The organism is Rhodococcus sp. NPDC056743 (assembly GCF_042790355.1).
In the GTDB taxonomy this organism is placed as follows: Bacteria; Actinomycetota; Actinomycetes; order Mycobacteriales; family Mycobacteriaceae; genus Rhodococcus_F.
The window spans coordinates 543,942-569,058 of sequence record NZ_JBHTZI010000002.1 but is presented as its reverse complement, the minus strand read 5'-3'; the positions used below and the strand labels follow the sequence as shown (position 1 = coordinate 569,058).

Below are 25,117 nucleotides of genomic sequence, written 5' to 3'. Positions count from 1 at the left end.
GAGGTACGTGATTCGGACTGCGTTCTCGTCCGAATCACGTACCCGCGCTTGTCAGTCCCTCCAGCGCCCCGAAGTACGCGGCGCTCAGCAAGGACAGTGCTGCAGGCAGATCCAGTCCGTCGTCTCGGAGGTCGAGGATTTCGCGGGGGTCGAAGATGATGTTGAACAAGAACAGAGCGTGATCGAAATGCCGATCGTCGATGCCTTTGCTTCGCATGAGTGCACGGATCGGGCGTTCCCACGCGTCGCGCACGGTTTGGATCAGTTGGTCACCGCGGCGCATCCTGGCCAGGAAACCTTCTCGAGATCGAAGAAGGGCCATCGCGTGACCGTATGTCTCCACCAGCCTGCCGCGCTCCGAGAGGACGTCGTCGAAGAGTGCCCGGCCGGTCAGTGTGCAGTCGTGGCTGTAGTCACGTAGCTGGACCTCGACGTCGTACAGGTACGTGTCCATCAGCGCGTCGACGGAGGAGAAGTAGCGGTACACCGTCGCAGCCGATACGTCGGCGCGTTCGGCGATCAGTTGGATGCTTGCGTTCTTAGGATCGTCGCGCAGAATCTCGCCCGCAGCCTTGAGTATCTTTCGTCGATTGCGGACCGCATCCTTTCGCGGCCGAATTACAGTCGGCTGTGCCACCACTTCTCCTCCTCTCGACTTGTTGTCCTAGTGGAAAATCGACAGTAATAACGTTCTCATCAGCGAGTTCCCCGGGCTGTCTCGACAAAGCTGAACTGATGGCGGCGTCGACATCGAGCTAGGTCATGGTAACGCACCAGCAGTTCCACTCTCCGCTCACAACTGCGCGAACACCCTCTCCAGTCGGTCGAGGCCTTCCTTCAGGGTGGGAATGTCAGCGGCAAAGGAGAGTCGTACGTGGCCTTCTCCGCTCGGCCCGTACTCGGCGCCGGCACGTACCGACAGACCACCCTCGAGCAACAGGCGGGCGACGTCGGACGAGAGCGCGGTACCGGGATACTTGACGAAGGCATAGAACGCGCCGTCCGGGACGACCATATGGGCACCTGCTATTGCCGCGACCCGCTCGACGACGTAGTCGCGCCGGGCTCGATACTCGGTCAGCATCGGCGATGTGAGTTCGGCTCCGGAGCGGAGCGCTGTCAGTGCTGCGCGTTGTACCGCCGCGTTGACGGATCCGTTCATCGTCCTATGGACAAGACGGATATCCGCCGCGATCGGTGTCGGAGCGACGACGTAGCCGACGCGCCACCCCGTCATCGCATACGTCTTGGACAGTGTCTGGATGTAGACCAGCCGACCGCGGAGTTCCGGGACCGCGAGTGCAGGCGCGAAGTTCTTGTCGTCGTAGATGAGGTTTGCATACGCCTCGTCCACGAGAACGAGCGTCTTCTCGTCCAGGACTTCCGTGAGAGCGGCTAACTCTTCTTTGCCGAACACTGCGCCGGTCGGGTTGACCGGATTGCAGAGAATGATCATTGTCGCGTCTGACGCATGTTCGGCGATCATGTCGAGATCGAGATGATGATCGTCGCGGTTGGAGACGTAGACGACGGACCCGCCGGCAAGCTCGATTGCATCGAGGTAGAGCGAATAGGTAGGTTCCGGCAGGAGGACCTTGTCGCCGGGATTGACCAGCGCCAGGATCGACGCCGTGATCGCGGCCGCTCCACCGTGGGATACCAGTACGTCTTCCGCGCCGATCGGATAACCGGCAATCGCGCTGCTTTGTACTGCGATCAGTTCGCGTAGCTCTGGATCGCCGTTGAGATCGACGTAGTGGGTATGGCCCTCGCGGAGGGCGTCTATCGCGGCCTCGGTGATCGGCGCGGGTGTATCGAAATCAGGTTCGCCCATGTTCAATGCGACGACGTCTGCGGGTGGTGGTGATCCGGCGGGGCGGAGCGATGCGGTACGCACTCGTTCGACTGCCAGTGAGCTGTGCGATGCGGCGGTGGTGGGCGGTGCGAACGATGAGCTCACGGTGGGCCTTTCGAATGAATGACGGCTGGATGTAGTGGATGGTGGAGCGATGCGAAATAAAATGCGAACGTATTCTCATTTATATCAGTCTCGCGGTCTCGTGTCGCCCCTCATGTCACTGTCCGAAGCTGGAGGTCGGCGGGCAAGAAGTATCCGCATCAATGGGTTTCGGGGATGTTACATTTCCTTCGACTTTGATCTGCGGGCTTGCGCTCTCGCTTCCAAAACGAGAAGCTTGTATCAGTTTCCCGTATCGTCCCATAGCAGGAGTAGCGCATGACAATGGTGGACCTGGTTGCAGATGTCGGTGAATCGTTCGGTGCATACCGACTGGGCGATGACGTCGCGCTTCTCGATGTCCTGACGTCGGCCAATGTCGCGTGTGGGTTCCATGCGGGCGATCCGCGTGTCATGGACAGCACGGTTGCACAGTGCGCAGAGCGCGGAATTGCGGTGGGTGCGCATCCGAGTTTCCCGGATCTTGTCGGATTCGGCCGCCGCACTATGGATCTCACACGAGACGAGATCTGTTCGGACGTGCTCTACCAGGTGGGGGCTTTGCATGCCTTCGCGGTGTCGCACGGAACCAGGATCTCGCACGTCACGCCACACGGGCGGCTCGGCAATCTGGTGGTGACGGACGACCGGTACGCGTACGGCGTTCTGGATGCTGTTCTTCGCTACGACCGAGACCTGTTGATAGTGACACAGGAGGGACGCCTGGCGGAACTTGCGCGCGAAGCCGAGGTGCGGGTTGTTCTTCTGGGCCTGGCTGATCGCGCATACAACGCGGACGGCACTCTGGTCTCGCGGCAGAATCCGGGTGCCGTCATCACCGATCCCGATCTGGTGGTGGACCGAGTCGTGCGTATGGTTCGGGACGGATCGGTGGTGGCAATCGACGGAAGTGAGATCGCCGCGCCGTGTGATTCCGTTCTGTTACACGGGGACACCCCTGGTTCCGTGGAATTGGCGCAAAGGATTCGCCAGGGCCTCGACGCAGCGGGAGTTACCATTGCGCCGATGTCCCAGGTGCTCGACGCTCGGCAGCGGCTGTCGGTGGACAACTCGGCGGACCGCACGTGACGGCCACCGCTGTGTCACCGCTGCGCACGGCAGACCTGCGGGTCGAGGACTACGGTGACGCAGCTGTGATGGTGACGGTCGATGGCGCAACGGCGACTGTGGCCTGGCCACGGTTGCATGCGCTTGCCGGACGTCTGACGAACCTCGATGTCGTCGGAATCGAAGGTATCGTCGCGACTTTCGACAGCATTCTGATCGAGTTCGATCCACGGCACGTGACGATGGAGACATTGTGCGAACTGGTCCGCCGATCCGACGGCTCTCCCTTCGAAGAGGGGCGGGAGGCAGTCACACACCGTGTTCCGGTCCTCTACGGCGGTGATGACGGACCTGATCTGAGCCGTGTTGCAGACGAACTCGGGCTGACTGCTGCGGAGTTCGTCGAACAGCATTCGAATGCTCTGTGGCGCATAGCATTTCTCGGTGCGCCTGCGGGAGCTCCGGTCCACGACGGTTCTCCCTTCGCTGGCTCGATTGCGCGGTGCGAGCAACCGCGACTTCGGGTGCCTGCCGGTTCGGTGGCGGTCTCCGGTCACCAAGGTGTCATCTACCCGATCGACACCCCTGGCGGATGGCGGTTGGTGGGCAGAACACCACTGACCGTCATCGATATCGCGAAAGATCCGCACGTTGGTTATGTTCCAGGCGATTTCATCAAATTCGTGCCCGTCAGCGCCGACGAGGCCGAGTCTCTGATCGGTGTGCCGATGGGTGGTTGGCCGTGAACGCGAACTTGACCGTCCTCGTCTCGGGTCGGGCCGCGATCACCGATCTCGGACGGTTCGGATCAGCGCACCTGGGGATACCGTCCAACGGGGCGTCCGACCAATACGGTGCACGGGTAGCGAATATCCTGGTTGGCAACGTCGACAGCGCGCCGTTGATTCAGATAACGGCGGCCGACTTCTCGTTCCGGACAGACGTACCGATTCTGTTGGCCGTCACCGGCGCCCCGGCCAGGCTTTTCGTTGACGGAGTCGAGGTTCCGTCGTGGAGTCCGGTGTGTGTTCCGGCGTCGGCGCGCATCGACCTGCGTATGTCCGGGTTCGGTATGCACGCCTATCTGGCCGTCAAGGGTGTCATGTCGACAGAGTTCTTTCGTGGCAGCTGTGCACCGGATTCGCTTCTTGCGCTGGGGTGTTCATTGCAACCGGGCGGCTCGATCGAGATCGAGTCGGACTACCGCCCGTTTGTTCACCCGTACTTGCCGCAGCCACTCTTCGCATTCTCCCCACATATACCGACATTCGCGCACGCGTGGAACCTCGACATCCTCGCCGGCCCCGAAGCGGGCCAGTTCGGGGATTCGATCAATGAACTGACGGAATCGAACTTTACCGTCGACGCACGCAGTGACCACGTCGGCACGCGCCTCGACGGTCCGACATTCAATCGCGCAATCCGTACCGAAATCCTCTCACGCGGTGTACCTTTGGGTGCGATCGAAGTTCCCCCGTCCGGCGCGCTCATCGCCTTGCAGCGCGGTAGGCCGATAACGGCTGGGTATCCGGTTATCGCAGTGGTCGCCCGTGCGTCGCGAGATGCTCTGGGGCAACTCCGTCCAGGCGACTCGGTGCAGTTCCACTTCGTCACACGAGCGTCGGCTCTCGAGAAGAACGACGCCGTGCACAGCCGACTCGACACACTTCGGCAACGTGTTTCTCTGGCATTCGATTCTGTCGGAATGACATTCGGAACCACGAAAGAATCCGTCCAGCTCTAGACGCTTCGGCGCCGTCATCTTTCAATTTCGTTGATCAGGAACGATATCCGTGATCGGCGACCACAAACACAGGACTGTCATGACTACAACCAACAAACCGCCAGGGCAGAAAACAATTGCTGCCGAAGAGAAGAAGCGTTTGCGCAAGACGACCGTCGCCGGCAGTCTCGGCGTCTTCGTCGAGTTCTACGACTACGGCGCGTACGGTTTCCTCGCGGCCACCATCGCCAAGGTGTTCTTCCCGGACAGCGGTGGACCTGCTGCGATGATCATGACGTGGGGCATCTTCGGGCTCACGTTCTTCGTTCGGCCGCTGGGCGGCATCGTGATCGGCTCGTTTGCCGATCGAATCGGCAGGCGTGCGGCGCTTGTACTCTCGCTGACCTTGATGACCGGTGCGACCACGGTGATCGGCCTGCTCCCGGGATACGAGACGATCGGAATCGCCGCTCCCATCCTGCTGTTGGCCATGCGGTTGATCCAGGGCTTCTCCGCCGGCGGCGAGGTGGCCAGCGCCATGTCGTTCGTGGGCGAGAGCGCACCGGACAATCATCGAGGCTTCCTGATGTCCTGGTGTCAGGTCGGCTCGTTCTGCGCGCTGCTCACCGGAACGTCTCTGGGTGTTCTGCTCAGCCGTGCGCTCTCGGAGGAAGCCATGCTCAGTTGGGGCTGGCGCATACCGTTTCTGATCGCGGCACCCATCGGAATCCTCGGGTACTACATCCGAAAGAAGTTGCAGGACACGCCCGTCTTCACCGAGGCTCGTGAGTCGGACGAGATTGTCGACAGCCCGCTGAAAGCGACTGTCACCGACAGTTCCACTCGTCGGAAGATGGGTCTGGCCATCGGTCTCACCCTGCTCAACAGTTCCGGGTACTACATCCTGTTCAGCTACATGCCGTCGTATCTCAACAAGGAACTGGGTTTCACTCAGCTCGCCGGATTGACGGTGACGGCGGTGTCGCTGATCGCCATCATCATCGCCATCCCGATTGCCGGAACACTGTCGGACCGAATCGGGCGCAAACCGGTGCTTCTCACCTCCTCGATCGGACTGACGCTGTTGGTGGTCCCGTGCTACATGCTCATGAACCTGGGTAGCGTCGGCGCGGCTATCGCCGGAGCGGTGGTCATGGCGGTTCTGTTTGCCGGCCATTCGGGAATCATTCACTGCGTGATGGTGGAGTTGTTCCCGACGCGGGTGCGAGGCACTGCCTACTCCCTGGGCTTCAACATCTCCACTGCGGTTTTCGGTGGTGCTGCTCCTCTGATCATGACGGCAATTATCACGGCGACCGGAAACCACAGTGTTCCAGCATATTACGTTGTTCTGACAGCGATCGGCACGACGATTGCCGTCTTGATCTCCACCGAGAACTCGCGGATCGCTCTGGACAAGGTCAGCTAGTACTGATCCGGTCCGGTTGTTCCCCGAGATTCACTCCGATGTTTTCCATTTCCGTGTCCACAGCTCGGCAGGGGTTGACAAGTTATGAATATCGCTCGTATGAAGAAGGATTCAACGAATATCGAACAGCTGGACCGGGCCTCGGCGCAGTGGCTGCAACGCTACGTCAGCGACACGCGAGCGGGATCTCCGGCGAACCCGGTCGGAGTGGGTGTCGAGATACTCGCCGTCGCCGAGTCGGCGTCGCGAGTGATCGTGGAGGTCGATGCGCGGCGCTTGGCCGTCGAACATGTGTCTGCGATCGAAGAGATTCTCTGTGGCCGACTGGAAGCGAGGTTGCTGCGCCCCAGTTTCTCGCTCACGCAAGGCGCACAGGCATACGTGCACTGCGTACTCGACTCGGCCGGTACCGCTTTCGAACAGTCGACGCTCACCGACATCGAGGAGTCGATCCATCGTGTTGTCAGCGGGTGGAGTGGGGAATTCGCGACACTTGTTTCGGGTCGCAACGTGCCGACCTCTCTGCGAGAACACTATTCGCAGGTTCTGCCTGAAGAGTACCGCCACGAGGTGAACCCGGAGCGGGCGATCGAAGACGTACTCAGAGTGGAAAGTCTCGGCAACGGTTCCGTCGACGTAGTTCTCGATGTAGCGAATTCCGGAGCGCATGTACTTTCCCTCTATGCACTCGGGCGGTCCATACCGCTGAGCGCAGTGCTACCCGTCCTGCACGATCTCGGCACCGACGTTGTCGACGAGAAGCACTATCCCGTCGAGAGAGTCGACGGATCCCAGGCATGGATCTACCGATTCACTCTGACTGCTGCGAGTGCTCGTAACGTCTCTCCGTCGTTGGCGTCTAGATTTGCAGAGGCATTTCTGTCCATGTGGGACGGGACGGTGGAGTGCGATGGTCTCGGTGCATTGATCGTCGGCTCCGAACTCGACGTGCGGCAGATTGCAGCGCTTCGAGCGTATTCTCACTACCTTCGTCAGAGCGGATTGCCTTACAGCCTTACACGGATCGAATCCGTGTTGCGTGAACACTCGAAAATTGCGACAGCACTGATCGAATTGTTCGAAGTCAGACACGATCCGGCGTTCGACGCCGAGAGACGCTCGCATCGTGCGGGTCTGCTCACGGCAAGCATCGTCGGATCGATCAACGACGTTGCCGAACTGGACGCGGATCGAATCCTTCGTGCCCTACTGAGTTTGATCGACAACACGTTGCGTACCAACTACTTCTATCGGGACGCGGGTGTGTCCGACCCGTTTCTGGCGCTCAAGTTCGACTCGAGAAACATCGACGTGCTGCCGTTCCCGCGGCCGCATTTCGAAATCTTCGTGGATTCGCCGAGGTTCGAGGGAGTGCATCTTCGATTCGGCGGTGCGGCCCGAGGTGGTCTGCGTTGGTCGGATCGTCGAGAGGATTTCAGAACCGAGGTCCTCGGCCTGGCAAAGGCACAGTCCGCGAAGAACGCAGTCATCGTCCCCGTTGGGGCGAAGGGTGGATTTGTCGTCAAAGAACCGTCAACTCGACGTCGCGGGGACTCCTCGAACAACGAAGGCCGTGACTGCTATCGCATGTTCGTGACGGCGTTGTTGCGTCTGACGGACAACGTGGATTCGCCAACGTCCGCTGTGATCCCAGCTCCCGGTATCGTCCGGCACGACGGCGACGACTATTACCTGGTCGTTGCTCCGGACAAGGGTACTGCCCGATTCTCGGACTTGGCCAATGCCGTTGCTGTGCAGCGAAATTTCTGGCTGGGCGACGCTTTTGCATCCGGCGGTTCGGTCGGCTACGACCACAGGGAGATGGGCATTACCGCGCGCGGTGCATGGACGAGTGTGCGCCGTCATTTCCTGGAACGGAACGTGGACGTCGATCGAGACGACTTCACCGCAGTCGGCATCGGCGACATGAGCGGTGACGTCTTTGGCAACGGCATGCTGCTGAGTCGCCATCTCCGATTGGTTGCGGCGTTCGACCATCGGCACATCTTCCTCGACCCGAACCCTGATCCCTCGGTGTCCTACGACGAGAGGGAGAGGCTGTTCCACCTGCAGCGCAGTTCGTGGGCCGACTACGACCGGGCCCTCATCAGCGCTGGCGGAGGTGTTTTCGACCGAAGCGCCAAGTCGATACCCCTTACCGAAGAGGTGCGGTCCGTGCTGGGTATCAGCGCACAGATCGACACGCTAACCCCGGCGGCTCTGATCTCACGTGTGCTCACGGCTGACGTAGATCTGTTGTGGAACGGTGGGATCGGTACATACGTGAAGGCTGCCGATGAGTCACATCTACAAGTCGGTGACAAGGCCAACGATCTTGTTCGGGTCGACTCGAATCAGCTGCGGTGCAGCGTCATCGGTGAGGGTGGAAATCTGGGACTGACGCAGCGGGCGCGCATCGACTTCAGCCTACGGGGTGGACACGTCAATACCGACGCGTTGGACAACTCCGCCGGAGTGGATTGTTCGGATCATGAGGTCAATATCAAGATCCTGCTCGATTCGGTGGTGAAACGTGGCGAGCTCAGCGAGGACGAGCGTAATTCGATGCTGTTAAGCATGACCGACGACGTCGCGAACCTGGTCCTGGCAAACAATCGCGCGCAGAACGATCTCTTGGCCACCGCGAGAGCCGGAGCGTTACGGATGGCCGATGTGCACCAGCGTCAGATCGACAAGCTCGAACGAGATTTCGCCTTGGATCGAGAGTTGGAGTTCCTGCCGAGTGACGACGAGATTGCGCTTCGACTCGAAAACCATGCGCGAGGCCTGACGTCGCCGGAACTCGCTACGTTGTCGGCACACGTCAAGCTGTCCCTGAAGGCCGATCTTCTTCGACACGACCTGATCGAGGACGAACACTTTGCCGAAGCATTGGTCGAGTACTTTCCGCCGCTTCTGCGTGAGCGGTTCGGAGGTCACATCATCTCGCACCCTCTGGCCCGCGAGATCGTTGCCATGGTGATCGCGAATCGGGTTGTGGGCGATGGCGGGCTTTCCTACGTATTCAGACTGGCGGACGAATCCGGAGTCGATGTCGGCGACGCAGTTCGGGCTTTCGAAGTTGTCCGTGCTGTGTTCGGCTTGGACTCGATCTGGCAGCGCATTCGTGGTGGCGAGATCACCGTTCATGTCGCAGATCAGCTGATTGTCGAATCGAGGCGACTGTTGGACCGTGCCGCGCGGTGGTTCCTGTCGAATCGGCCGCAGCCGCTCGATATCGCGTCCGAGATCGCGCGATTCGGAGAGCTGGTCAGCACGCTGTCGCCGCACGTCCCCGGTTGGATGCACGAGTACGACCGAGCCAATGTCGCTGTGCGCAGTGCTCCCGTGGTGGAGGCAGGTGTGAACCGAGATGTTGTCGACGAGGTGTACGGCTTGCTGGATCTATACGGCTTGTTGGACGTCGTCGAGATTGTGATGGCCACCGACCAAGATCCCATGCTCGTCGGCGAGCTGTACTTCATGGTCAAGGATCGGCTGGAGATCAACCGGTTTCTGATGGACGTGTCCGGGCTGGACAGCCACGACCGCTGGGATTCGCTTGTGCGGATCACTCTGCGCGACGAGCTGTACGAATCGGTCCGCCTGGTGACGCTCGATGTGCTGTCCGCCAGTTCGTCCTGTGGCGCAGAGCCCGATGCGAGCGCAGCGGCGCGTCTGCGATCCTGGGAAGAGCGGAACAGCGCGATCATCGGACGCGCGCGGTACACGTTGTCAGACGCCCATGCGGGTAGAGGAGGTAACCTTGCGACGCTTTCCGTTGCGGCCAGGAGAATTCGTTCGCTCGCGTCGACGGTTCAGACCGTAGGGGAAGCGGTGTGAATCATCGCTGAGTGTGTCACGCTTTTCGCGTGTCGGGATACAGCAGATCACTCATCGGGTTGGCGATAGCCCTGGCCGGGCTTGCCGGCTACGTCGATGCGATCGGATTCATCGTTCTCAGCGGGCAGTTCGTGTCGTTCATGAGCGGCAACATGACTCAGATGAGCGTCTCGATCGCCGACGGCTTGTGGGCGGCCGCTCGAGTGCCGGCGGCGGTGATCGCGGTATTTCTGCTCGGTATCGCGCTGGGCACTGTGATCACGTCTGTGACGGAACGTTATTCGGTCCGGACACGCAAAGTTGCGGTGCTGATCGTGGTCACCGCATTATTGGCAGTCGGTGCCGTGTTCGGTAGCTTCGAGATCACTCCCGGCGCGGTCACGGCAATGGCCTTGGCCATGGGGACGGTCAATTCGGTGTTTCAGCGGGACGGCGAGGTGACCATAGGCGTCACCTATATGACGGGTGCTCTGGTGAAAATGGGTCAACGGTTGACCGGCGCATTCCTCGGTGGCCCGCGGTGGGCGTGGCTGCAGCACTTCGGAATGTGTGCGGGTCTGATCGGCGGTGCCGTTCTCGGAGCGCTTGCGCATCGGTGGATCGGCATTCACGCACTCTGGCCGGCAGCGGGAACTGCTGCCGGCCTGACGGCTGTGGCGTGGCGTGTGACGCCGTTACGCGGAAACAGATCCTCGGTTTCCTGAGACGCCGACGCGCAGTGCTCCACACGCCTCGAGCATCGCGTCTCTCCCGGTGTGACCAACACCGACGGTGTTGACAAACGCATGGATCAATCCGCTGTGTCGGCGCAGAGCAACGGAAACACCGGCCTCGCGCAGTTTTTCGGCATATGCCTCACCTTCGTCTCGAAGTGGATCGAATCCGGCGACGGCGATGTACGCCGGGGCGAGGCCGGTGAAATCAGGTGCCAGGAGCGGAGACACCCGAGGATCTGTCGCTGATGCATCGCCGGTGAGATAGTGCTCGGTGTACCAGTCGAGTTGAGCGTCGGTGAGAAAGAAGCCGGTTCCGAACATGGTGTGGGAGGGTCGTTTCGACGACAGATCCACCCATGGGAAGAAGAGTAGTTGGAAGGCGGGCGAGACGGCGTCCGCCGCAGTTTCCTGCGCTACCGTGGCAGCGAGGTTGCCTCCAGCACTGTCACCGCCGACGGCGATCGAATTCGGGTCGATTCCGAGGTCGGCTGCGTGGGAAACGCAGTACCGAAAAGCATCCACCGCATCGCTGCGGCCCGCCGGAAACGGATGTTCGGGAGCGAGGCGGTAGTCGACGGCCAGTACTGCAACGTCGGCGTGACGGGCGAGGAATCTGCAGACGCTGTCACCGCTCTCCAGACTGCCGAGCACAAAGCCGCCGCCATGGAAATACACCAACAGCGGCGGAGTTTCGGGGAGTCCGGCAGGGCGGTACAACCGCGCGGGTATCGTCCGGCCGTCGGCGGGGATCTCGAGATCGCGCACGGATTCCACCTCGGTAGGCTTGCCGCCGAACAGCGCAGATTCCGCGTCGATCTGCGCACGTCCGGCATCGAGGGGAAGGTGCTCGAAGCTGACCCCTTCGACCGCACTGAGCAGTCGTAATGCCAGTTGCACTTCGGGTTCCAAACTCTGGCCGTCGATGCGCACCGGTGTGCCGCCCAAAGCCCGTTGGAGTCCGGTCGGGAGCGCGCCGATTACGTCGAGCACCACCCGAGCGATTCGATCTTGGGTGGACATCTTCTGGGTGCGCATAGCGTCCTCTCGTCTGCAGTGTCGGCGTTGGCAGGCGCCCGATGATCACGACGCTACGAAAGGTCTGGACCGTTGTCCAGGACCGATGTGATTCGGAGCGCGCTCACTGGATCGAGGTGAGTGACAACACATTGCACGTAACCGGAAGTTACATATACTTATTCTCAGAAAAGTGTTTCCCTCCGAGTTCGAAAGAGGTGCGCATCATGGGTGTAGTAGTCATCTCACTGCTCGTTGCCGCTGTGCTGACGGCACTGGCCACCAGTGACGGTGCGGGTCTGGACTTCGGAAGCCGGCAGTTGAGCCGCCGGATGAGGGTCCGCTAGTTACTCGAGTGCTCGCCGGATCACATCTGCCGATGCCGTGTCGTAGGCAACCAGAACGACGTTGTCCACAGCGGTATTCGCAGAGCGAATTGCCGTAACTGCCTGTCTTGCAGCGTCTTCCTTGGGCCAGCCGTATACGCCCGAAGAGATGAGCGGAAAGGCGACGGTCCGGGCGCCCAGGGAGTCGGCCACGGCCAGGCTCTGTGTATAAGCAGACCGGAGCTGCGCAGACCGGTCCTGTGAACGAGAGTATCGCGGGCCGACAGTGTGGATCACGTTGCGCGCTTTCATCTTTCCTGCCGTGGTGGCGACGGCTTCGCCCACCGGCAAACCGTCGGGCAGGCTAGAGGATCGCAGAGCCTCGCACTCCTCGAGAATTTTCGGACCACCGGCGCGGTGAATGGCGCCGTCGACGCCTCCGCCGCCGAGGAGAGCGGTGTTGGCGGCGTTGACAATTGCGTCGACGTCGAGAGTGGTGATGTCGCCTTCGACGACGGAAATGGTGGGCATCGCTTCTCCTGTGGTGTTGCGCGCGAGACTGGTGTTTACCGCGAGACGAACCAAGTCGGTGGAGGTGTACCCCGGCCACCCGTGCATGATGCTGCGCCACCGCTCCGGTATCGCCGATGCTCCCCATCGGGCGCCGAGTAGGCCACCGGCAATAGCTGCGGTGGTGTCGGTATCTCCGCCCGCCCGGACTGCGGCTTCGAGCGCGTCCGGCAGGTGCTGCGCGCCGCTGCTGTCGGTGGAAGTGATGGCCCACCACGCCGTCTGCAGTGCGTGGACTACCCAGCCATTCTTCGAGAAGTCGCGCGGGTTTCCGTTTTCGGCCTGATCGAGCAGCGGTCGCCAGTAGTCGGCCACGTCCTGATCGGCGACGGACAGATAGTCGCGGACGCCGTCGAAGTTTCCTTCGATCACGGCATGGCGGATGGCATAGGTCCACATCTGGCACGCCTGACCGGCCTGCGGATCGTCATGTGTGAGTGCACCGATCTTCAATGCGGCATCGGCGGCGCCCTGGGGGTCGTCCAGATAAGCCAGCGCAACGGGCGCAGTGCGCATCAGTGAGCCGTTGCCGCCCTTGAGTCCACTGACCGCCTTCGCGCGAGCTGCCATGGCCGCCGCGTTCGGAGAACGGGCAGACAACACTGCCCGGGTCTGATTGCCGATGTCCTCGGGCTTGGAGTCGTACCACCGAATAAATTGCTCTGCAATGGCATCCAGACCTTCAGTGCTGGCGAGATCGATTCCGGTTGTGGCCACTTCGGCGATGGCGACGGCCATCGAGGTGTCGTCCGTCCACTCGCCCGGCGCCCACTTGAACGGGCCGCCGCCGATCATGTCGATGGTTGCTGCGACATTCGGATACGTGAACTCGTATCCCGCACCCAGTGCGTCTCCGGCTGCCGTGCCGAGCAGTACCCCGGCTGCGCGATCGGTCTGTTGTTCGTTCAGTCTCACGTCCACCCCTTTGCGTAACTTTGCGCTAACAATAGATCATGATTGAGCTAACATGCAAGAGTGAATGAATGGACAGATTCGAGTGGTAAATCGCTCACCGATTATCCGAGGCCGTCGGTCGCTGTCGACGTTGCCGTTCTGACCTACTCGGACGATGCCGTGAAAGTGCTCGTGGTCAAGCATCGGCTGGGCAAGTTCGCCCTTCCCGGCACGTTCCTCCATGAACACGAATTACTCACTGCCGCAGCAGATCGAGCCTTGAGGTCCAAGGCGGGCCTCGAGAATGCAGAGTTTCACCAACTCGCAATTCTCGACGACCCGCATCGTGATGACAGGGGATGGGTCCTGTCGGTCGCACACGCCGCCGCCGTCCCGGAAACCGACTTGCCGGTTGGTGCGATTCTCCTCGATGTGTTCGGAGCCTTGGACATGGCCTTCGATCACTCCGAGATAGTCGGCTTGGCGCTCGCAGACCTCCGGAGTCGGTATGCGCGAGCGTTGGACCCGGCCGGATTTCTCGGTGACACGTTCACCGTCCCCCAATTGCGCCAACTGTACGAGGTGCTCTTCGATCGTGAATTGCAGAAGGACAGCTTCCGGCGCCATGTCGTCGACGCGCTGATCAGTACCGGGGAATATGTGCGGGCGACTACGGGCAGACCGGCCGAACTGTATCGGCGCAGCCCCGGCGGAAGTCTCCCGCCGCAAGCCTTGGTGTTCCTTACCGCGTAGATTCGCGCATTCCACCGTGACAACTACCTGGGAATGGGTACTGTCCGAATTATGGATGACCACGACGCCCCGTCGAAGATCCGGACGGTTGTGTGGGGGACGGGAAACGTCGGCCGTGCCTCGATTCGGGCCGTAGCCGCCAATCCGGCGCTCGAACTCTGCGCAGTAGTCGTCGCAAATCCCGACAAGGTCGGCCGAGACGCGGGCGACCTTGCGCAACTCGGGTACCGGTTGGGCGTAGTTGCCACCGACGATGTCGACGGCGTCCTCGCCACGGTTCCTGACGCCGTTGTCTACGCAGCTTCGGGCGAGATTCGACCGGACGACGCGATTGCGGACATCATCCGGGCGCTGAACGTCGGCGCTGTGGTGGTGACACCGTCGGTCTACGCCTTCTACGACCATCGCTCGACGCCGCCGGAAGTGCGAGATCCCGTAGAGGCAGCAGCCAAAGCCGGTGGCGGCGCACTGTTCGTCTCGGGCGTCGACCCGGGCTGGGGAAACGACATTCTGCCGGTGATGATCTCGGGGCTGGCCGGCACCATAGATCAGATTCGGTGCCAGGAGATTTTCGACTACACGACCTACGAGCAGCCTGATTCGGTGCGCTACCTCGTCGGTATGGGTCAGCCGATGGAGTACGACCCACCCATGGTCGCAGCCGGCGTCCCGACGATGGTGTGGGGCGGACAGATTCGGCTCATCGCGCGTGCATTGGGCGTTGAACTCGACGGTATCAGCGAGACCTTGCTGCGCCGGGCGCTCGACGAGACAGTGACCACCGAACACATGGGGGATTTTGCCGCCGGAACCCAGGGTGGTTTGCGATTCGAAGTTCAGGGAATTGTCGACGGCAAACCGTTGATCGTCATCGAACACATCACTCGTATCCACCCGTCGTGCGCCCCTGATTGGCCGACGCCACCAGACGGTGGGGACGGAGCGCACAAGGTCATCATCGAAGGCCGCCCCCGCATCGAGGTAAACGTCGAGGCGACCGACGAGGGCGGAAACCGTGCTGCCGGTGGAAATGCCACCGCTGTCGGACGTCTCGTCAACGCAATTCCGTGGTTGCGAGCCGCCGATCCAGGCTTGTACGACGCGCTCGACGTCCCACTCACCCCCGGCGTCGGCAAACTCGGCGCCGATACCTGGAGGACCGAATATGAACATCGACATCCCTGAGGGCAAGAATCCGATCGGCTATGTGTGGGGCGAGATGGTTCCGGGCATCGGTCCGGCCGCAGCCGCGTTCTCGCAAAAGGTCTACTCCGACACCACTCTCGGTCTGCGAGAGTTCGAGGCCGCACGGCTGCGAATCGCTCAGATCAACGGGTGCATTTTCTGCCAGGACTGGCGAACCGAACGTGATGGTGCAACTGTCGAACCCGAATTTGCGCAGGCCGTCACCGACTGGCGAACTACCGGACTCTTTGACGACAGGACGCGATTGGCCGCCGAATACGCCGAGCGGTACGCGATCGATCATCATGGCCTGGACGAAGAGTTCTGGGAACGCATGAGTGCCCACTACTCTCAGGCCGAAATCGTGGAATTGAGCATGTGCCTCGGATCGTGGTTGGCCTTCGGCCGGCTCAACCACGTCCTCGGCCTCGACACGCAGTGCGTGCTGCCCGGCAGCTGACTTCAGCTGCCGAGTTTGGTCAGATCCGGGTAGTTCGACACTTCCCAGCCGCCGTCGACCACCAGCGACGTTCCGGTGATGTAGGTGGCGTCGTCGCTCGCGAGATAGAGGCAGGGAGCCGCAATTTCTTCGGGAGTTGCCGCTCGGGCCATCGGGATTCGATCCAGGAACATGTCGCGGGCGGGTTCGTAACCCATCACCGGCGCAACCAGTGGGGTGTCGACCAAGCCTGGGAGAACGGCGTTGACCCGGATTCCCGCCGCGGCGAGTTCGATCGCGGCATTCTTGCTGAACATCTCGACCCCGGCTTTGCCGGTGGCGTAGGCACTTCCGTACGGGCTCGGGATATGGGCATTGAGCGAGGAGACATTGACGATGGCTCCGCCCCTTCCGTGCTCGCGGATATGGCGCGCTTCGTGTTTGGTACAGAGGAACACGCCCTTCTGTACCAAATCGATCGTGAAGTCCCAATCCGCCTCGTCGAGGTCGACAATCGGTCCGACCCGCGACGCTCCGGCAACGTTGAACGCGATGTCGATCCCACCGAATTCGGCTGCGGCAGAAGCAATGGCCTCGGCAACATCGGATTCTTTGGTGACGTCGGCTGGTGCCGCGAGGAATGAACCGTCATGTTGTGCCGCGATCTCCTTCAGTGCACCCTCGGAGATATCGATGCCCGCGACGCGCGCACCTTCGCTGATGAGGCGCAGCGCAATGGCCGCGCCGATACCCGATGCTGCGCCGGTGACAACAGCGGTTTTGCCGGCAAATCTGGACGTGTTAATGGGCACCTGCTTTCAAGAATTTCCCGGTCCGGCGGTTGCCGAGAACCGGTGCTGCTTCGCCGTCGCCGAACACGTACTCGCCGCCGACGAATACCGCGGTCACTGTCTGGTCGTTGCGATTGACCATGCGAGAGAGATTGTCGTACTCCACAACCGGACTCTCCGCGTAGGTGTCGAGTGAATCGTCGAGATGGGCGGGATCGATCACAACCAGGTCGGCACGGTCACCCAATCGGAGGTGCCCCGCGTCGACGTCGTACCACTCGGCAAGTTCACCGGTGAGACGGTGCACTGCGGCCTCCACCGTCATGAAGGGCCGACCGATCTTCTGGGCGTCGTACACTCGGCGAAGCAGTCGCAGCCCGAAGTTGTAGAACGCCATGTTGCGCAGATGGGCTCCGGCGTCGGAGAATCCGAGCTGCACGCCGTTGTCCTGAGCGAACTTGTCCAGGATCTCGGGGCGGTGATTGGAAATGGTTGTGCGCCAACGAACCTTGGTTCCGTGTTCGAGAACCAGATCCAGAAACGCGTCGACCGGGTGGATGCTGCCGCGCTCGACACCTACCTGACCGAAGGTCTTGCCCACGAGGGAATCATCCGGGCAGGAAACGATTTCGGCATCGAAGAAGTCGCGGTGCCATACCTTGACGCCGAACTTCTGATCGTAGTCCTTGCGGAATTGCCGACGGTACTCCTCGCTCTGCATCAGAACATTGCGTTCCATCTCGTCCGTCAGATGCAGTGCGGCTGCGCCGGAACCGAATTCTTCGAAAACGACCAGATCGATACCGTCGGCGTACACCTCGAAGGGGACGGGGAGATGCTGCCAGCGCAGGTCGCCACCGAGTCGATTGACCAGATGAGCCAGTGGACCAAGAATCGCCACGGCGAACTTGTTGGCCTTGATGTCTGCCGCCGAGAGCATGCTCGTCTTGAGTTGCTTACGCCACAGGCCCACACTGGTGAAGGCCATCGCGCCGGTACTCAAGGGGTTGGTAGGGTCGGGGCCGGCTTGAAACACGCGTCCCCGGCGACGCAGGATCGCGTTGAGTCGGCGTCGTTCCTTCGTGGTCGCATACGTCGACGGCAGAGTTCGTGAGCGGCAGGTCTCGCCATCGAGTTTGTCGAACAGCAGTTGCTGCCCGGACATTCCGACGAAGCCGGCGTCGAGCGCCTCGGTCAACTGAGCTTCCATCGACGCGAGTTCGGCGTCGGTGGGGTGCACGTCCTTCCGCGTTGCACGGTCCAGCCCCATTTCTGCAGCCCGCATGTCCGAGTGCCCGATGAAGGCTGCCACATTGGGGCCCAACGGAAGCGATTCGAGCGCGGCGATGTACTCACTCGCGGAGTTCCAGGTCTTGGCCCGCGTCAGTGCCTCGACGACGTGCTTGCGGGGGATTGCTTCGACGCGGCCGAAGAGATCGCCGGCGTCGGACGGGCTGGCGTGAATGGTGGACAGGGAACACGATCCGACAAAGATCGATGTGACCCCGTGTCTGAGGGATTCGCTCAGAGCCGGGCCTTCGAGGATCTCGACGTCGTAGTGCGTATGAATGTCCACGATTCCCGGAATCACCCACTTGCGCCGGGCGTCGATGACCTGGGGACAATCGGTTTCGTCGAGGGGATCGAGGGAGATGGCGGTGACCAGGCCGTTCCGGATTCCCAGATTGCGGACGGCCGGTTTTGCCCCGGTGCCGTCGAACCACAGCCCATTGTTGATCACGGCGTCGTAGGTCACGAGACAACCACCTTTGCGCGTATTGTTTTTCCGGTTGCGTTGCGGGGAAGAGGAGTTGTGCTCAGTGTCCATTTTACCGGCACCTTGAAGTAGGCGAGACGTTCAGCGACGTAGCCGCGTAGTTCCTCCTCTGTCGCGGCGCCCTCGCTGCGCAGAACGACGACGGCCGCCACTTCTTGGCCGAGATCTGCCGAATCGATACCGATCACAGCGCATTCGAGCACAGCCGGATGCTCGTCGAGGCACTGTTCGATCTCGAGGGGGTAGACGTTTTCGCCGCCGCGCAGGATCAGATCGGATCTGCGACCGGTGAGTCGAAGTCGACCGTCTTCGAGAACTCCGTAGTCGCCGGTCCGGAGCCATCGGTCGGGACCGATGGCGGCAGCAGTCGCAGCCTCGTCGTTCCAGTATCCCAACATCACATACGGACTGCGCGCGCAGATTTCGCCTTCCTCGCCGTCAGGGACCGCAACACCGAAGGGGTCGCGAACCTCCACGTTGACCCCGATGATGGGCCGTCCGAGCGTTCCGGGGAACGCGGCCAGTTCCGGGGGCGTGGCAACCGAGATGCCGGTGGAGGATTCGGTGAGTCCGTAGCTGTCCACCAGAGCGTGCTGCGCAAAAGGTAGCTGTGCGCGCAGACGCTCCTGCAAGGCCGGAGACGACGGCGCTGAAGCCAATGCAAAGGCGCTCAACGATGTCAGGTCGTATTTCCCGAGGTCGCCGTGCTCGAGCAGGCGACTTGCCATGGTGGGGACCACAGCCCAGTTGGTCACCTTCTCGCGTTCGACGAGGGAGAGGACTTCGTCGACGTCGAAGGCGCCCTGGTGGATGACCACGGCTCCGCCCGTGGCCAGTCGTGGAACTGCCAAGTTGTGCAGGCTCGCGATGTGGAACAGCGGTGCGGTCAACAGGTAGCGCAGATCGCTCGGACGGCCATCGCTGGGTTTCCCGGTGAACGCCGCAGCGAGGCGGTCGCTGTAGCGGTGATAGTCGATGACCGCCAACACGTTTCGGTGGGTGTGAACCGCTCCTTTCGGGCGTCCGCTGGTGCCGCTCGTGTAGAGGATGACAGCCGGATCGTCCTCGTCCACCACAGTACGAGGAAGCGGCGATCCCGAGTGCTTCTCGATCAGGGCCGGTAGATCCGCTTCCATCGTGAGAATCGGAATGTCGGTGTTCAATCCGGCGAGGATCTCTGTGCGCTTGGCATCGGCGATCACCACGGTGGGGGTGGTGTGTTCGATTCCGTACTCCACTTCACGTGCCACCCACCACGAGTTGAAGCCGACGGCGATGGCCCCGAGTGCTTGGGCCGCCCAGAACGTCATCACCCATTCTGGGGTGTTTGCAGCAAGAATGCCCACGCGATCACCCTTGCGAACGCCGTATTGTTCGCGGAGCGCTGTGGCCAAGGCCGCGACGGCTTCACCGTGCTGGCGGTAGCTGAAACGGCGGTCCTTGGTCACCAGGTAGTCGCGGGAATCGTAATCGAAGGACGTAGCGAGTACGTCGCCGAGTGCCTTGTCACGGTTCTTCATGACAGGCATCGCACTACCCAGGACGTCTTCGACGCCCATTTCGAAAGGCCCACCGGGGCCGGTCAACCCGGCCATGACGGACGCGATGTATGCCTGTGTATCAGCGGGAGTGGTCACGTGTAGCACCTTTCGAGAATTAGGGTACGAGCACTGCGCGTCCGGTGACCTTGCCGTGTTCGAGACGGTCGAGAGCGTCTCGGGCATCAGCGAGGTCGAAGCGGGCCACTTCTACCGTTACCAGACCGGCTCGAGCCAGGGCGATGGAATCGACAAGGTCGTTTCTGGTGCCGCCATAGGACTTCCGGACCGACGCACCCCAGGGCCAGCCAGGCCCGCCTGCTGCTTCGGCTGTGATGCCGGGGTTTCCGCCGCCGAGGCCGACCATGCGGTAGGCGCCGTTCGGTGCAACGGATTCGACGGACATCTGGGCGGTGGCATCAATACCCACGAAGTCGAAGACGACTTCCGCGCCTCGGGCTGATGTGAGATCAAGGATCTGGCGCGCGGTGTCCGGTCCGGACTCGAGCGTGATGTCGGCTCCACACCGCTTCGCGAGGTCCAGTTGATCCTGGCCGACGTCGACGGCGATGATGCGCACCGCGCTGATCGCTCGAAGTATCTGTACTGCAACATGTCCGAGGCCACCGATCCCGATCACCACGGCGGTAGCGCCGGGCTGCAGATGTTCACGCGCGCCGCGGATGGCGTGGTAACTGGTGAGCGCGGCATCGGCGAGCGGCGCGGCCTGCAGGAAGTCGAGATCTCCGATGGGGACAAAGGAGCGGGCCGGTATCTTCACATATTCGGCCATGCCACCTTCAGGGCCCAATCCGGGGCAGGGTGGCATTGCGGTTCGTCCGGCGGCGAGGCACATGTTCTCGTTACCGCTCATACATTCTCGGCACTGCCCACAGGACCAGCACAGGTAGACGACGCCCCGTTCCCCGACGGATCGGCCGTCGACGGCACTGCCGACGGCTTCGATGGTGCCGGCGATCTCATGGCCGATTGTCAGCGGTTCTTCGCGCATCTTGTACGGAAAGTGCAGGAGGTGCAGGTCGGAGTGGCAGATGCCCGCTGCGCCGACCCGGATCAGGAGTTCCGACGGGCCGATCTCGGGGATCGGTACGTCGTTGATCTCGAGGAGCCCTGGCCCCATGAGCTGAGCTGCCTTCATGAACTGACCTCGCTGACCTCGGAGTTGTATGCGGCGCTCAGATAGGCGTTGCTTCGATCGGATCCGATCAGACCCGGTGCCATCTTGTTCATGACGTAGGCAAAGGTCATCCGTCGGTCCAGATCGTTGACCAGCATCGAGCCGCCGATCCCGGCCCACCAGCACGCGCGCCCGTCGGGAACGAGTGGTGCGGTGTCCGGGTGCGGCAGTCCGTAGCCGATACCGAACTTGAGCGGAGTCATGATCCCGAGGTCGATACCGTCGGATTGGACCTCGAAGATCAGGTCGATGGTGCTCTGCGACAGCAACTTCTGGCCGTCGAGCTCACCACCGCACGAGATCAGTGATTGGACCCGAGCGATGGAACGGGCGTTGCCGTGTCCGTTTACCGCGCCGATCTCGGCTTCTCGCCACGGAGCGGTATTGACCTCGGGGTAGTCGAGCAGGGGGCAGGTCAGGGTCTTGATGAAGATGCTGTCCTGGTCGAGCGTGGACAGGTCGAATTCCAGCGCGGGCGGCGGAACGAGAGTGGCGGTTCGGCCGAAATGCTCTGCGGATGTTCCGATGTGGAAGTCGGCGCCCAGCGGGCCGGCGAGCTCCTCGGCAAAGAACCTGCCGAGGGTCCGACCGTCGATGCGCCGAATGACCTCGCCGACGAGGTGACCGTAGTTGATCGCGTGATAGCCCGACGCCGTGCCCGGCTCCCACCACGGCGACTGGGTTGCGAGGCGGGCGGTGGACGTTTCGAGGTCGTAGATGTCCTTCAGTTCGATCGGACGCTCCCAACCGGAGACTCCCGACGTGTGCGACAGCAGGTGGCGAACTTCGATGTCTTCCTTGCCGTTTGCCGCAAATTCGGGCCAGTAGTGCGCGACCTTCTGGTAGACGTCCAGTTGGCCGCGTTCGACCAGGAGGAGAGCGCACAGAGCCGTCATCGTCTTGGTGATGGAGAAGGTGTTGACGATGGTGTCGCTGCCCCACGGGGTGGTGTGAGATTCGTCGGCGTATCCACCCCAGAGGTCCACGACGGATTTTCCGTCGACGGTGATGGCGATGGAGCCGCCGAGTTCCTCCCCGGTTTCGAGTTGAGCCTCGAAGGCAGCGCGGACGGGCTCGAATTCATTGGTGCAGTGGCCATTTACCAGGCTCATGCGCGATCCGCCTTCTCGGGTTCGTGTGCTGCTGCACGAGCGGTGACGGGTAGCTTGTTTCCCGAGGACTCGGCACGCTTGGTGCCCTTGGCAATTTCCTTGTTCATGTTGCGGACGTATGGATCGAACTCGAGCTGGATGGTGTGGCGTGGAGACTTGTAATAGGGGGCGAGGAAGTATGCCTCGTCGGCCTTGGTGATCTCCTGCATTTCGCTGGGGGACGGCAGCTGGTATTTGCCGGTGAGGTAAGCCGCAACGAGCTTGCTCTGCTGCTCGGCGAAGTTGACGAGGGTCGGCATGGGCTGAGCCAGCCCCATGAAGAAGAGGTTGTCGATTCCGGGTTTCATCATCCGCTTGAAGAGCGGGAATCGGTTGTCCTTGTCCGGCAACAGCTTCGGATCGCTGAAGAAGGGGAAACTGATGTTGTAGCCGGTTGCGCAGACAATGACGTCGACATCTTCTGCGGTGCCGTCCGCGAAGTGAACCTGCTTGCCGTCCAATTTGGTGATTGCCGGCTTGAAGGAAATGTCGCCGGACCCGGCGCGTCCCAGGAACTCGCCGCTGGCCGACGGATGGGCCTCGAACGGGCGGTGGTCGGGCTTCGGCAGACCGTAGCCTTCCATGGTTCCGAGGTTTTTGCCGAGGAAACGACGACTCAGGAAAAGGCGTAGACCGCGAGGCATCCACGGTGGGGTGATCAGTTTGTCGCCGGGCACTCCGCCCAGGTACTTCGGCAGCACCCAGACGCCGCGGCGCGCCGAGACGGTGAGCTTCTCGGCGAGGTAGCGCTGTCCCAGTTCCGACGCAATGTCCAAGCCGGAGTTGCCCATTCCGACCACGACAACCTTCTTGCCGCGCATGTCGATCGGATCGAACGGGTCGTTGTAGCTGTGGCTGTGCATCAGCACGCCGTCGAACTCGCCCGGGTAGTCCGGAATGTTGGGGTCCCAGTGGTGGCCGTTGCAGACCATCAGGGCGTCGTAGGTGCGGACTTCACCGTCGGAGCGTGTAATGGTCCAGAGTCCGCTTGCATCACGTTCTGCTGCAACAACACTGGTGTTGAAGATGATCGACTCGCGCAGGCCGAAATGCTCGACGTAGTCCTTGAAATACTGGAAGAGTTCGGAATGGTGTGGGAAATCGGGCAGGTCCGCCGAGACGGGAAAGTCCTCGAAAGCCAATCGCCACTTGGAGGTGTCGATGTGCAGGCTCTGGTAGCAGGCAGACATCCCGTTGGGATTCTTGTAGTACCAGTTTCCGCCGACCTCGTCGGATGCTTCGTAGCAGTCGAAGGGGATTCCGAATTCCTTCATCCGCTTGGCCGTGGTGATCCCGGACGGCCCGGCGCCGATGATGCAGACTCTCGGCAAATTCGTGGGACTCATAGCCATCGCTTTCTGTTCTGATCCGGACATGCGATACGAAGAATCGAAGCCCGAAAAGTGACTTGAGTCATAGTGCAACATTGACTGACGATGTGTCAATGAATGACGCAATGTTGCTCGGTGACGATGAGTCGGCGATTTGCCAGAGAGCGCAAAGTAAACGACAGTAGACGGTGTGAGTACGGCAACGGATGGTCGGAAAGGCAAGCGGGGAACCCTGCGGGACGAGCAGAAGCGCGCAACGCGGGCCAAACTCGTGGACGCAGCACGCACCTTGTTCGAGGAACGCGGGTACGCGGCAGTCACGGTTGACGACATCGCCTCGGCTGTCGGATGCAGCAGGGCCACGTTCTATGTGCATTTCTCCAGCAAGGTGGAGATGCTGAAGACCATTGGCGAAGCCGGTATGGCCGCCAGCGCCTTTACCTTCTACATGGATCTCGATCGCGTGCTCAACACACATTCGCGCGCGGAATTCACTGCGTGGCTGGGGCGTGCATTCGACTGGTTCGACGAGAACAAGCGGCTGCTGCCCGCATGGGACGAGGCGGTGGCGCTCGAGCCGGAATTCCGGATCACGGCCCGCGACGGGATCAGTGCATTGCCGAACGCGATGCCGAACTATCTGGACCGGTGGCCTGCGGATCAGCGCGACGAGGCCCGGTTGCGCGTCGAATTGCTGGTGAGCCAACTCGAGCGTTTCTTCACCCGTTGGGCCGTGCAGGGGACGATCGACGTGACGCGGTTTCAGGCGGCCGAGGTTCTCACCGACATCTGGTTCCCGGCTCTATCGCCGGAATCGAAGAGCGCCGACGAGCGGTAAGAGCTAGTTCGGATCGATCTCCACGCTGATTGCGCCGGTGAGTAGTTCTCTGGCTCGTTCGATGGAAATCGAGCCGCTCAGCCAGCGTTCGCTCAGACCTTCGACCAGCGCAGTGAGTCGTTCGGCGGCGTCAACCGGGCTCGCTTTCGGATCAGCGAGTCCGGCGTCCTGCGCTTGCCGGATCAAGGTTTCGACTTCGTCTGCCCATTCCTGCGTCGTGGTGCGTAGCGGTTCGCGCAGCTCGTCGGCGAAGACTGCGCTTGCCCGGAGTTCACCCCAGGCGATGCTGTTCTCCCGAATCTTCGGCGAATTCTGAAACTCCAGCAGAAGCATCTGCTCGAGCTGCGCACGAGGGTCTGTTTCCGTGAAGGCACTTTCGGTGTACAGCGCGGCGCGATCGTTGATGTGATCGAGGGCCCGGCGCAGCACACCGGCGCGGTTCTGGAAGTGGTAGTAGATGAGTGCCGTCGACACTCCGGCCTCGACAGCGAGTGTCTCCACCCTCAGCCCGCGTACGCCGTGCTGGGCAATTACGCGGACTGCTGCTTCCAAGATTTGCGTTTGACGGTTCGACAC

21 protein-coding genes and 1 pseudogene are annotated in these 25,117 nt (G+C 61.5%); 10 read left to right on the top strand and 12 right to left on the bottom strand.

Translation table 11 applies throughout. From position 1 onward, the window contains the following. Nucleotides 1–34 precede the first annotated feature (34 nt). Both ACFRFQ_RS07200 and ACFRFQ_RS07195 read right to left on the bottom strand, forming a co-directional pair. Nucleotides 35–637: a TetR/AcrR family transcriptional regulator gene (locus ACFRFQ_RS07200; RefSeq protein WP_378654921.1), complete on the bottom strand. Its 603-nt coding sequence runs from the start codon at nucleotides 635–637 to the stop codon at nucleotides 35–37. Nucleotides 638–793: 156 nt separating this feature from the next. Next, nucleotides 794–1,960, bottom strand: coding sequence for a pyridoxal phosphate-dependent aminotransferase (locus ACFRFQ_RS07195; RefSeq protein ID WP_378654919.1), 1,167 nt, complete (start codon nucleotides 1,958–1,960; stop codon nucleotides 794–796). A gap of 276 nt (nucleotides 1,961–2,236) precedes the next feature. Here ACFRFQ_RS07195 and ACFRFQ_RS07190 point away from each other — a divergent pair, with 276 nt between their 5' ends. The 6 genes from ACFRFQ_RS07190 to ACFRFQ_RS07165 all read left to right on the top strand — a co-directional run bounded on the left by ACFRFQ_RS07190 (nucleotide 2,237) and on the right by ACFRFQ_RS07165 (nucleotide 10,724). Further along, nucleotides 2,237–3,046, top strand: a complete 810-nt coding sequence (locus ACFRFQ_RS07190; RefSeq protein ID WP_378654918.1) for a LamB/YcsF family protein — start codon at nucleotides 2,237–2,239, stop codon at nucleotides 3,044–3,046. Next, the gene (locus ACFRFQ_RS07185; RefSeq protein WP_378654916.1) at nucleotides 3,043–3,771 is read left to right on the top strand and encodes an allophanate hydrolase subunit 1; all 729 of its coding nucleotides are present in this window, start codon (nucleotides 3,043–3,045) and stop codon (nucleotides 3,769–3,771) included. Before ACFRFQ_RS07190 ends, ACFRFQ_RS07185 begins: the two co-directional genes overlap by 4 nt. Continuing rightward, on the top strand, nucleotides 3,768–4,769 hold the full coding sequence (locus tag ACFRFQ_RS07180) for a biotin-dependent carboxyltransferase family protein (RefSeq protein ID WP_378654914.1): 1,002 nt from the start codon (nucleotides 3,768–3,770) through the stop codon (nucleotides 4,767–4,769). The genes ACFRFQ_RS07185 and ACFRFQ_RS07180 overlap by 4 nt, the downstream gene beginning before the upstream one ends. 79 nt (nucleotides 4,770–4,848) lie before the next feature. Further along, nucleotides 4,849–6,177, top strand: a complete 1,329-nt coding sequence (locus ACFRFQ_RS07175; RefSeq protein ID WP_378654913.1) for an MFS transporter — start codon at nucleotides 4,849–4,851, stop codon at nucleotides 6,175–6,177. A 99-nt stretch (nucleotides 6,178–6,276) separates the two neighbouring features. Further along, nucleotides 6,277–10,020: an NAD-glutamate dehydrogenase domain-containing protein gene (locus ACFRFQ_RS07170; protein ID WP_378654911.1), complete on the top strand. Its 3,744-nt coding sequence runs from the start codon at nucleotides 6,277–6,279 to the stop codon at nucleotides 10,018–10,020. Between the two features lie 29 nt (nucleotides 10,021–10,049). Then, nucleotides 10,050–10,724, top strand: coding sequence for a YoaK family protein (locus ACFRFQ_RS07165; RefSeq protein WP_378654908.1), 675 nt, complete (start codon nucleotides 10,050–10,052; stop codon nucleotides 10,722–10,724). On the opposite strand, the gene ACFRFQ_RS07160 is transcribed toward ACFRFQ_RS07165, so the two are convergent. The 3 genes and pseudogenes from ACFRFQ_RS07160 to ACFRFQ_RS07150 all read right to left on the bottom strand — a co-directional run. After that, nucleotides 10,695–11,771 (bottom strand): alpha/beta hydrolase, encoded by a 1,077-nt coding sequence (locus tag ACFRFQ_RS07160; protein WP_378654905.1) that lies wholly within the window; start codon nucleotides 11,769–11,771, stop codon nucleotides 10,695–10,697. The two genes, ACFRFQ_RS07165 and ACFRFQ_RS07160, sit on opposite strands and share 30 nt — an antisense overlap. A 326-nt stretch (nucleotides 11,772–12,097) precedes the next feature. Next, nucleotides 12,098–12,607 (bottom strand): O-acetyl-ADP-ribose deacetylase, encoded by a 510-nt coding sequence (locus tag ACFRFQ_RS07155; protein ID WP_378655097.1) that lies wholly within the window; start codon nucleotides 12,605–12,607, stop codon nucleotides 12,098–12,100. 111 nt (nucleotides 12,608–12,718) lie between these two features. Further along, nucleotides 12,719–13,561: pseudogene (locus ACFRFQ_RS07150) on the bottom strand (ADP-ribosylglycohydrolase family protein); the annotation flags it as partial. 60 nt (nucleotides 13,562–13,621) lie between these two features. Between ACFRFQ_RS07150 and ACFRFQ_RS07145 the strand changes: the two are divergent. Genes ACFRFQ_RS07145 through ACFRFQ_RS07135 form a run of 3 tightly spaced genes read left to right on the top strand, consistent with a single transcriptional unit; the run spans nucleotide 13,622 to nucleotide 15,938 of the window. Further along, complete coding sequence (locus ACFRFQ_RS07145; protein WP_378654902.1) at nucleotides 13,622–14,293, top strand: NUDIX hydrolase; 672 nt, start codon at nucleotides 13,622–13,624, stop codon at nucleotides 14,291–14,293. A 51-nt stretch (nucleotides 14,294–14,344) separates the two neighbouring features. Next, a complete protein-coding gene (locus ACFRFQ_RS07140) occupies nucleotides 14,345–15,478 on the top strand; it encodes a dihydrodipicolinate reductase (RefSeq protein WP_378654899.1) in 1,134 nt (377 codons plus the stop codon). Next, complete coding sequence (locus ACFRFQ_RS07135) at nucleotides 15,459–15,938, top strand: carboxymuconolactone decarboxylase family protein (protein ID WP_378654896.1); 480 nt, start codon at nucleotides 15,459–15,461, stop codon at nucleotides 15,936–15,938. Before ACFRFQ_RS07140 ends, ACFRFQ_RS07135 begins: the two co-directional genes overlap by 20 nt. A gap of 2 nt (nucleotides 15,939–15,940) precedes the next feature. On the opposite strand, the gene ACFRFQ_RS07130 is transcribed toward ACFRFQ_RS07135, so the two are convergent. The 6 genes from ACFRFQ_RS07130 to ACFRFQ_RS07105 form a co-directional block, all read right to left on the bottom strand. Next, the gene (locus ACFRFQ_RS07130) at nucleotides 15,941–16,729 is read right to left on the bottom strand and encodes an SDR family NAD(P)-dependent oxidoreductase (protein WP_378654893.1); all 789 of its coding nucleotides are present in this window, start codon (nucleotides 16,727–16,729) and stop codon (nucleotides 15,941–15,943) included. Beyond that, nucleotides 16,719–18,464 carry an amidohydrolase family protein gene (locus ACFRFQ_RS07125; protein ID WP_378654890.1) on the bottom strand — a complete coding sequence of 582 codons (1,746 nt, stop codon included), beginning with the start codon at nucleotides 18,462–18,464 and terminating at the stop codon, nucleotides 16,719–16,721. Before ACFRFQ_RS07125 ends, ACFRFQ_RS07130 begins: the two co-directional genes overlap by 11 nt. Next, a complete protein-coding gene (locus tag ACFRFQ_RS07120) occupies nucleotides 18,461–20,080 on the bottom strand; it encodes a class I adenylate-forming enzyme family protein (RefSeq protein WP_378655095.1) in 1,620 nt (539 codons plus the stop codon). Before ACFRFQ_RS07120 ends, ACFRFQ_RS07125 begins: the two co-directional genes overlap by 4 nt. Nucleotides 20,081–20,141: 61 nt before the next feature. Next, complete coding sequence (locus ACFRFQ_RS07115; protein WP_378654887.1) at nucleotides 20,142–21,182, bottom strand: NAD(P)-dependent alcohol dehydrogenase; 1,041 nt, start codon at nucleotides 21,180–21,182, stop codon at nucleotides 20,142–20,144. After that, entirely contained in the window at nucleotides 21,179–22,333 is a 1,155-nt protein-coding gene (locus tag ACFRFQ_RS07110; protein WP_378654884.1) for a serine hydrolase domain-containing protein, read from the bottom strand. Before ACFRFQ_RS07110 ends, ACFRFQ_RS07115 begins: the two co-directional genes overlap by 4 nt. Then, nucleotides 22,330–23,718 (bottom strand): flavin-containing monooxygenase, encoded by a 1,389-nt coding sequence (locus ACFRFQ_RS07105; protein WP_378654881.1) that lies wholly within the window; start codon nucleotides 23,716–23,718, stop codon nucleotides 22,330–22,332. The genes ACFRFQ_RS07110 and ACFRFQ_RS07105 overlap by 4 nt, the downstream gene beginning before the upstream one ends. Nucleotides 23,719–23,893: 175 nt before the next feature. On the opposite strand from ACFRFQ_RS07105, the gene ACFRFQ_RS07100 reads away from it, so the two are divergent. After that, complete coding sequence (locus ACFRFQ_RS07100) at nucleotides 23,894–24,541, top strand: TetR/AcrR family transcriptional regulator (protein ID WP_378654878.1); 648 nt, start codon at nucleotides 23,894–23,896, stop codon at nucleotides 24,539–24,541. Between the two features lie 3 nt (nucleotides 24,542–24,544). Here the strand turns inward: ACFRFQ_RS07100 and ACFRFQ_RS07095 are convergent, their stop codons facing one another. Next, the gene (locus ACFRFQ_RS07095) at nucleotides 24,545–25,117 is read right to left on the bottom strand and encodes a TetR/AcrR family transcriptional regulator (RefSeq protein ID WP_378654876.1); all 573 of its coding nucleotides are present in this window, start codon (nucleotides 25,115–25,117) and stop codon (nucleotides 24,545–24,547) included.

Bases quoted from the DNA above. Each gene is read 5' to 3' on its own strand.
- ACFRFQ_RS07160 (WP_378654905.1), bottom strand. From the start codon at position 11,771: ATGCGCACCCAGAAGATGTCCACCCAAGATCGAATCGCTCGGGTGGTG.
- ACFRFQ_RS07140 (WP_378654899.1), top strand. From the start codon at position 14,345: ATGGATGACCACGACGCCCCGTCGAAGATCCGGACGGTTGTGTGGGGG.
- ACFRFQ_RS07170 (WP_378654911.1), top strand. From the start codon at position 6,277: ATGAAGAAGGATTCAACGAATATCGAACAGCTGGACCGGGCCTCGGCG.
- ACFRFQ_RS07190 (WP_378654918.1), top strand. From the start codon at position 2,237: ATGACAATGGTGGACCTGGTTGCAGATGTCGGTGAATCGTTCGGTGCA.
- ACFRFQ_RS07120 (WP_378655095.1), bottom strand. From the start codon at position 20,080: ATGGCCGGGTTGACCGGCCCCGGTGGGCCTTTCGAAATGGGCGTCGAA.
- ACFRFQ_RS07105 (WP_378654881.1), bottom strand. From the start codon at position 23,718: ATGAGTCCCACGAATTTGCCGAGAGTCTGCATCATCGGCGCCGGGCCG.
- ACFRFQ_RS07155 (WP_378655097.1), bottom strand. From the start codon at position 12,607: ATGCCCACCATTTCCGTCGTCGAAGGCGACATCACCACTCTCGACGTC.
- ACFRFQ_RS07115 (WP_378654887.1), bottom strand. From the start codon at position 21,182: ATGAAGGCAGCTCAGCTCATGGGGCCAGGGCTCCTCGAGATCAACGAC.
- ACFRFQ_RS07135 (WP_378654896.1), top strand. From the start codon at position 15,459: ATGAACATCGACATCCCTGAGGGCAAGAATCCGATCGGCTATGTGTGG.
- ACFRFQ_RS07110 (WP_378654884.1), bottom strand. From the start codon at position 22,333: ATGAGCCTGGTAAATGGCCACTGCACCAATGAATTCGAGCCCGTCCGC.
- ACFRFQ_RS07175 (WP_378654913.1), top strand. From the start codon at position 4,849: ATGACTACAACCAACAAACCGCCAGGGCAGAAAACAATTGCTGCCGAA.